The following is an 8,257-nucleotide window of genomic DNA, read 5'->3' as shown; positions in this document are numbered from 1 at the left end:
AGAAATATGTCCACTAAATAGATTAGAAAACGATAATAACATTAGGAGGATTACGATGCCCCAGCTTGATTCATTACATCCCACTGTAGAAAAAATAATCAATAATATTGAAAAAATAATGGTCGGAAAACGAAAAGAAACGACCTTAGCTTTGACAGCTCTCTTAGCTGAAGGTCATGTCCTATTAGAAGATGTTCCTGGTGTCGGGAAAACAATGCTAGTACGTGCTCTTTCTAAATCCATTGATGCTGATTATAAGCGAATTCAATTTACACCTGATTTATTGCCGTCAGATGTAACAGGAGTTTCTATTTATAATCCGAAAGAGCTCCAATTTGAGTTCAAGCCTGGACCAATTATGGGGAATTTTGTACTTGCTGATGAAATTAATCGTACATCTCCAAAGACACAATCTGCTTTACTTGAATGTATGGAAGAAGGCAATATTACAATAGATGGTATTACAAGACCTTTACCAAAGCCGTTCTTTGTCATGGCTACACAAAATCCGGTCGAATATGAAGGAACATATTCTCTACCAGAAGCTCAGCTCGATCGTTTCTTATTGAAACTAAAAATGGGATATCCTACACCAGAAGAAGAATTTGAAATTTTAAACCGGATGGAAAAAACAAATCCACTCTCTCAATTACAGACCATTACTACAATAGAAGAATTACTTTATTTACAACAAAGCGTACGGGTAGTAAGTATGGACAAAGCAATTAAGCATTACATTGTAAAGCTTGTTAATCAGACTCGTACGTACAGTTCTATACAGCTAGGTGCAAGTCCACGTGGCTCAATTGCTTTAATGAAAGCTTCACAAGCTTATGCATTTATCCATGGCAGAAATTATGTTATTCCAGACGATGTTAAACTTTTAGCTCCTTACGTTTTAGCGCATAGGCTCATTCTAAAAATGGAAGCAAAATTTGAAGGAATAACTGGCGAACAAGTTATCGCAAAAATCGTTGCACGAACTACCGTGCCTACTCAAAGGGCGATGAACCCTTGATGAAACGAATGCTGCGAGCGCTATATCACGTTATGAAGTTATTGCTACTCCCTTTATGCCTAGTCTTAACATTTGTGTACGCTATGTTTCAAGGAGGGTTTGTCAGTTGGTTTTTATTTTACAGCATAATTCCCATTGCTCTTTATTCACTACTACTCCCCTTCTACGCTTTACGGGACGCTGAAGTAAAGCGAATAACAAACCAAAATGGATATGTAGTAGGAGAACAATTTGTAAGCACGATTACAATAAAAAGAAAATTTCCTTTTCCCTTACTTTATTTAGTTATAGAAGATGAACTGCCACCACAATTTATAAGTTGTAAACAAATAAAGATGAATAAGGTAGTACTCTTCCCAGGATTGAAACGAAATATTTCGTTTCAATATGTTATTGACACAATCCCTAGAGGCGAGCACACTTTTTCAAGCGTTCGTGTCAAAACTGGCGATTTATTCGGCATGATGGAGAAAGAAGTAACTTTTTCAGTTCCAAATACATTTTTAGTCTATCCCCAGTATGTAGATATAGCGTATCGACAATTGGAAAATCATTTCGAACAAGGAGCGCTTTCAGCAAATATAAATTCAGCAAAAGACTCTACAATCTCGGTCGGTGTCAGAGACTATAAACCTGGCGATCGCTTTTCATGGATCGATTGGAAAGCAACTGCACGAACAAACAATATTATGACAAAAGAGTTTGAACAACAGCGCAGCCATAATATCATGATATTCATAGACAGAACCGAGTCTCCTCTATTCGAATCAGTCGTCACATTTACTGCCTCTATCGTAAGGGCTGTCTTGAAACAAAATTCACCAGCATCATTCGTGTCTATCGGAAAAGAACAAACTATTTTCCCTTTAGACAATGGAGATACGCAGTTACAACAAATCCTTTGTCATTTAGCAAAAGTACAAGCAGACAGTGTATTTCCGCTCTCCCAGAGTGTAGACATGGAACTAAGAAAAATTTATGAGCCCGTCACGGTTATACTCGTGACCAGTAATCTTTCTCCCGATATTCAAAAGGCGGCTGATTGTGCTGCTATAAGAAATAGAAAATGTATGGTTTTTGTCGTGAAAGAAAAAGCGAATCAACTTTCACACCGAGAACTCAGTATACTAGAAACTCTAAAAAAACGACAAATATTTGTAAACACGGTTTATGAAAACCGGTATACAAACGTGTTTTTTGAGGTGAACAAATGATGATATTACAAGCAAAATACAAGTGGGATACGAACAGATTCTTCATGCATGCATGTGTATTTCTTCTTTTACTAGAATGGCTAAGACCTCTTATAGGTATTACAAATGTAGGTAGATTAGATATTTTCGTAACATTTATAGGAATTTGCTTCGCTCTCTCTTTTTTTCAAACGAGGTGGCAGATTCCAATAAAAATTGTCACAGTCTTATTTATCATTCATTCCCTATATTATAAAAATGCTTTTATAAATCCATCTTGGCTAACAACATTCTTTTCTGATATGTTTCGAAATTCCTCCCTGTTTTTCCAAGGGAATTTACTAGATATTTCTCCAGTTTTTCCGACGGTTTTATTTTTTCTCTCATTTTGGTTTTTGAGTTCTTTCACTTCATTTTGGATTATTCATAAAAAACGTGGGTTTCTATTCCTTGTATTGACTATTATTTATATCGCAACTTTTCATAACTTACATTTATACAATGCAAACTACGCTATTATTCGTACTGTTGTCATCGGCTTTTTTATGCTTAGTCTTCTTCAAGTAGAACGAATAAAAGAACGTGAACACTTACAAAATTATGCTAGAGAAATCTCAAAATTACTTAGACCACTTACAATATTTATCGTATTATTAGCAACCATTGCATACTTTGCTCCAAAATTTGGCCCTCAATGGCCAAACCCAATGGATTTTTTAAAATTCAACACATCTGAAGCAAGTAAAGAACAAAAAATTTCTACAATTGGGTATGGTTTAGATGACTCACGATTAGGTGGTCCTTTTAAGGCGGATCCTACAATTGTTTTCACAGCACGAACTCAAAACAAACAATATTGGAGAGTCGAAACGAAAGATTTTTATACCGGAAAAGGCTGGGAGGTTTCTGAAAATCCGAAAAAGGTTTCTTTTAAAAATAAAAACGACGTCGTAAGCTGGTACGAACAAAATACAAAAATGAAAACGACTGAGGCAACAATTACCATGCAAAAAAGTTACCCTCACCTTACCTATCCAGCAGGATTAGTATCAGTTGAGGCTGCTTCTGATGTATCATACAGTGTTGACCCGTTTTCAGAAAAAATTTATACAATGAATGGAGACTCTTCTACTACTTTACATTCGTATAAAGTAACATATGAGATCCCTGAGTTTTCCATAGAAAACTTGAAAGCTGTAAAAACAATTGAAGGTCAAGAAACAAATCCTTATTTTATGACAAAGTACACACAACTTCCCAAGTCATTACCACAGCGCGTAAAAGACTTGGCTGTCAATCTTACAAATGATAAAGACAACCGATATGATAAAGTATTAGCTATTGAAAATTACTTTACAGACAACTCTTTTACATACGAATCAACGAATGTCTTATTCCCTGCCAAAAGCCAAGATTATGTAGATCAATTCCTTTTCGATACAAAAAGCGGCTACTGTAATAATTTTTCGACGTCTATGATTGTACTACTTCGTTCTGCCGGGATTCCTGCTCGCTGGGTAAAAGGCTATACAGAAGGAACTCTTGACAATACACTTGCCTCTGCAGAAGGTGAGGATGTTTATACAATCACGAACGATAACGCACACTCTTGGGTCGAAGTATATTTCCCAGGATACGGATGGATTCCATTCGAACCAACAAAAGGATTTACTAATCCCTATAATTTTATAAATAATACGCCTGCTCCTATTTCACAAAATAGCGAAGCAAATAATTCTAATAACACGCAAATACAACAACGAAATAATGAAGCAAAACTTAAAAGTTTAATAAAAAATACAGAAGAAGCTTCTACTAAAAAGGTCACAAATTCTCAAACTAGTTTTTCTTGGTGGTACGTATTCCTCTCTACGATACTAATTAGTATTATGGGATACATTCTCTTCACCACTAGAATGATATGGAGGACATTTCTTATTATTCATTTCTATAAATACCGAAAAGATGATGCTGTTTATCAAAAAGCTTACGGTGCACTTTTAAAACAATTTGCGAGAATTGGCATACCACGGGGTGAAAGTCAAACATTCCGAGAATACGCTCTCCATATCGATACACTTTACAACTCGGCCGATATGCAACAACTTACTGCCAGTTATGAGAACGCTATGTATAAACAGGGGCAGGCTGCAGCAGAATGGAAGAAATCCGTACACTTATGGGAAGTGCTTATGAAAAAAGCAGCTTCTCTACCTAAATCAGATGGCTTTGATACAGTAATTTAATCTTGAAAATGTGAGTTTAAAGAAAACGTCTCAAAGAACTACATTGTTCTTTGAGACGTTTTTTAATAAAGTGAAACTCCTAATTATTCTCCAAGTACCTTCTCAATCTCAATCTCTAAATCTACCGGCTTCGTCTGTGGCGCAAAACGCCCTACTACTTTCCCGTCTTTTCCAATTAAAAACTTCGTAAAATTCCATTTCACTGCTTTCATACCGAGTAAACCTGGTGCTTGTTCTGTCATGTATGTATATAAAGGATGAGCCTTATCACCTTTCACATCAACCTTTGCAAACATTGGGAAGTTTACACCGTAGTTTAATTCACAAAAACTAGTAATATCCGCTTCTGTACCTGGTTCTTGTCCTCCAAATTGGTTACAAGGGAATCCGAGTATTTCAAGTCCTTGGTCTTTATATTTATCATACACCTCTTGTAATCCTTTATATTGCGGTGTGAAACCACATTTACTAGCTACATTTACAATAAGAAGTGCTTTTCCTTCGTAATCTTTTAACGATTTTTCTTCACCGGTAATTGTTTTAGCTGAAAAATCATAAACTGTCATTGTCTTTGCCCCTCTCTTCACTATCATTCTATGTTTATACTATACTACATTCGTGAATATACATCTCTTATTACGTACTTATAAGATATAATGATAACGCTTTATTTCCGTTCAAAATTCGACACATACTACTAGACTTTTATGATGGAAAGTTTTACAATTGAAATGTGAACAAAATGTGACAGTTTATATTCCATTATAAAAGAAAAGGATGGTGTCCATTATGAAAACTGCACAACATGAAACGATTTCAAATCGCGAGTTTTATTTCGTACTATATATGATGTTATTGTATGTTACTGGCTGGGTAATCGATGTAAATGGTTTATTCTTAAGCTCCTACTTTAATTTAGCAGGAGAAATTATGCTTCCATTAGTAGGCGGGATTGTTGGACTGTTCATTATGTCTATTAATAAACAACAAACGAAATAATAATATTACAAAAAGGCAGAAGACGAGCTTCGTTTTCTGCCTTTTTTCTATTTTAGCGTATAATAGAAACATGAAATATATAAGGAGTGGTAAATATGAAAAAAGTAGAGCAATTATCTTCTCACCTATATCTGATTGATGATTTCGATTTACAACATAATGAACGAACTGGTACGTACGTTTTATTAGGTGACGATATTACTTTAATTGAAACTTGTGCAGCCCCTTCTCTTCCGTATATTTTAGAAGGCTTACAACAATTACATATTGATTTAAACGCAGTTAAAAACATTATCGTTACACACGTTCATTTAGATCACGCAGGGGCTGCTGGTTTAATGATGGAAAAGTGCCCAAATGCTACTTTATATGTGCATTCTCGCGGTGCTCGTCATATGATTGACCCAACAAAACTCATTTTAGGTGCAAAAGCTGTATACAAAGAAGATTTTGATAAACTATTTGATCCAATTCTTCCTATAGAAGAAGAACGTGTTCGTATTGTACAACATGGTGATACGTTAAAAATTGCAAAAGACCGCACCCTTACATTTTACGATACACCAGGACATGCGAAGCACCATATTAGCATTCACGATTCATTAACAAACGGGATTTTCACTGGTGATACAATTGGAATTTATTATAGAGAACTCGCAAACGTTGGTGTAGAACTGTATCTACCATCAACGTCCCCTTCACAATTTCAACCAGATGCGATGATTGCTTCTAAAAATCATATTCAAAGTATGGATGTAGATACTATTTATTTCGGTCATTACGGCGCATCCTCTCATGTTACAGAAGTATACAATCAACTGGAACATTGGCTACCTATTTTCGTTCATACTGGTAAGGAAGTCTTTGAAAAGTATAATGATTTCGATGAAGCGACTAAAGCTTTACAAACTTTGTTAATGGATAAAATCTCTTCTCATCTTACAAAGTTAAACGTTCCATCAGATCATTCCGTTTATAATATTTTACATCTAGATATAGAAATTAGTGCAATGGGCATTATTGATTATTTCACGAAGCAAGAAAAAGGAAACTCCACTATTAACTAACAGTAAAAGAAGAGATATACAACAGTAGTTATTGTATATCTCTTCTTTTTTTGAATATATTTTGAGTAAAGGATGGTGGAATATAATGCAAAAAGTGATGCTATACCTCTGCTTTACATTATTTATCGTCTTATTATTATTTGTAGGAGTAAAAATTCAATTTTATTTAGATACAGACACGCAAGTGAACTTTAACGTTTATCCAAGATTATTCTACTTTACACTCTTCCCTCTTATAGTTGGCATTTTATTACGATTCCTTCAATCTATTAATCGCGAAACAAGTAAACAAAACTGGAGCTTTCAACCGGATAAATTTATTGCTATTACAGTGCCTACACTATTCATTTCCTTTTCCCCAGCACTACTCTTTTCACCACTTGCAGAATACCTACCTTATTTAGTTAATATTATTCTAATAAATACAACTTTTGTTACGATAATTAGTTTAATAGCTGGTTATTCCCTTTTAGATTGTTTTATACAAAAAGATAATGCAAATATGAAAAAGTATAATTGAACACTCTTTTTTGTTTCAATAAAAAAGCTCAAAGCTAAGGCTATGAGCTTTTCTAATTATTGCACCTTTTCATTTACATATTCCATAAACTGCTCCGCTTGAATAAATCTTTCTTTGTACGCCTCAGGTACTTCTTCTACTTTCATCCCACCAGTTGATTTTGTCTTCACTTGTACGATTTCATATGTCATTAAAGCTTCCACATAACGGTCAAACTCTTTTTGTGTTAATACTTCTTTACTAGACTTATGACCATTTAATTTATCAAAGTATGGCTGAAGACCCATACTTACCTTTTTCATTTCTTCTCTTTTTGCTGGTGATAATTGATCATAATCAATATTACCGTTCGAATCTCCGTACGTAAGTTTTGCATTTGTTAATTTTTTTAGTTCTTTTGTAAACTCTTCATATTCCTTCGTACCCATTTCATCTTTCGCCTCTGATAATTTTGCACTAAAACGCATATACGCCTCTAATGTCATCGTTCCGGCATGTTTTTTTAAATTCTCGAAAGATCCGTATATACCATCCGCCATAATAGATTGATACGCAAAACCAGTCGTCGGGATTAAAAATGCTGCCGCAAGCACTCCTGCAATAAGACGCTTCTTCCTTTTGTTCCCTCCGCGATTCATTTTAATCTGAACAATTACTTTTTCTTTTAACTCCGGCGGGGCAACAATTCCCTTCGATTCTTCTTGTATAGATTCTCTAACTCTACAATCTAAACTCATTTCACATTCCCTACCTCTCCTAAAAAGATTTCTTCTACTTGCTCTTTTTGACGTAGTTTCTTTAATGCTGCGTGAATTCTAGATTTCACAGTACCAATTGGAATATGTAATATTTGTGCTACTTCTTCTTGTGAATAATCGTGTAAGTATCTTAAGATAATAACTTGTTTCAATTTATACGGTAATTTATGAATGAGTTCAATTAGTTTTTGGTTTGATATTTTACTTACAACATTGTTAGAAAAATCAATTTGCACTGACTTTCTTTGCTCTTCTGCTTTTTTTATAATTCGTAGTCGCATCCACCTCTTTCTTCTATAAGAGTGAATTTGTTTAATCGCAAGTCCAATTAGCCAAGGACGAAATGGCTTCTCGCTATCATACTTACGAAGCGATTCATATAGTTGTATGTATATTTCTTGAACGACATCATCTACATCCGTTTTATCCTCTATTAAAAAATGTGCTGTTTTATAT

9 protein-coding genes are annotated in these 8,257 nt (G+C 34.6%); 6 read left to right on the top strand and 3 right to left on the bottom strand.

From position 1 onward, the window contains the following. Positions 1-55 precede the first annotated feature (55 nt). From GBN78_RS27160 to GBN78_RS27150, 3 genes are read left to right on the top strand one after another with little or no spacing between them, the layout of a single operon-like run. Positions 56-1,018 (top strand): AAA family ATPase, encoded by a 963-nt coding sequence (locus tag GBN78_RS27160; protein WP_097856346.1) that lies wholly within the window; start codon positions 56-58, stop codon positions 1,016-1,018. Beyond that, entirely contained in the window at positions 1,018-2,232 is a 1,215-nt protein-coding gene (locus GBN78_RS27155; protein ID WP_000827541.1) for a DUF58 domain-containing protein, read from the top strand. Before GBN78_RS27160 ends, GBN78_RS27155 begins: the two co-directional genes overlap by 1 nt. Next, positions 2,229-4,457: a transglutaminase TgpA family protein gene (locus tag GBN78_RS27150; protein WP_098529281.1), complete on the top strand. Its 2,229-nt coding sequence runs from the start codon at positions 2,229-2,231 to the stop codon at positions 4,455-4,457. The genes GBN78_RS27155 and GBN78_RS27150 overlap by 4 nt, the downstream gene beginning before the upstream one ends. A gap of 83 nt (positions 4,458-4,540) precedes the next feature. Here the strand turns inward: GBN78_RS27150 and bsaA are convergent, their stop codons facing one another. Further along, on the bottom strand, positions 4,541-5,023 hold the full coding sequence (gene bsaA / locus GBN78_RS27145) for a glutathione peroxidase (RefSeq protein WP_000219433.1): 483 nt from the start codon (positions 5,021-5,023) through the stop codon (positions 4,541-4,543). A gap of 223 nt (positions 5,024-5,246) precedes the next feature. Between bsaA and GBN78_RS27140 the strand changes: the two genes are divergently transcribed. From GBN78_RS27140 to GBN78_RS27130, 3 genes are all read left to right on the top strand, one after another. After that, on the top strand, positions 5,247-5,456 hold the full coding sequence (locus GBN78_RS27140; protein ID WP_000844984.1) for a DUF3925 domain-containing protein: 210 nt from the start codon (positions 5,247-5,249) through the stop codon (positions 5,454-5,456). A gap of 95 nt (positions 5,457-5,551) precedes the next feature. Then, positions 5,552-6,523, top strand: coding sequence for an MBL fold metallo-hydrolase (locus tag GBN78_RS27135; protein WP_000755002.1), 972 nt, complete (start codon positions 5,552-5,554; stop codon positions 6,521-6,523). Positions 6,524-6,608: 85 nt separating this feature from the next. After that, positions 6,609-7,043 carry a hypothetical protein gene (locus GBN78_RS27130; RefSeq protein WP_001174543.1) on the top strand — a complete coding sequence of 145 codons (435 nt, stop codon included), beginning with the start codon at positions 6,609-6,611 and terminating at the stop codon, positions 7,041-7,043. A 56-nt stretch (positions 7,044-7,099) separates the two neighbouring features. Here the strand turns inward: GBN78_RS27130 and GBN78_RS27125 are convergent, their stop codons facing one another. Together GBN78_RS27125 and GBN78_RS27120 are read right to left on the bottom strand one after the other, a co-directional pair. Next, positions 7,100-7,780 (bottom strand): DUF3600 domain-containing protein, encoded by a 681-nt coding sequence (locus GBN78_RS27125; RefSeq protein WP_065845420.1) that lies wholly within the window; start codon positions 7,778-7,780, stop codon positions 7,100-7,102. Then, positions 7,777-8,257: sigma-70 family RNA polymerase sigma factor (locus GBN78_RS27120; RefSeq protein ID WP_152127906.1), on the bottom strand; the 481-nt coding region annotated here is incomplete at its 5' end. The genes GBN78_RS27120 and GBN78_RS27125, both read right to left, overlap by 4 nt.

The sequence above is a fragment of the Bacillus sp. B2-WWTP-C-10-Post-4 genome (assembly GCF_009183805.1).
GTDB classification, from domain to species: Bacteria; Bacillota; Bacilli; order Bacillales; family Bacillaceae_G; genus Bacillus_A; species Bacillus_A cereus.
The sequence above is the reverse complement of the archived record's forward strand: the minus strand, read 5'-3'. Positions and strand labels throughout refer to the sequence as shown.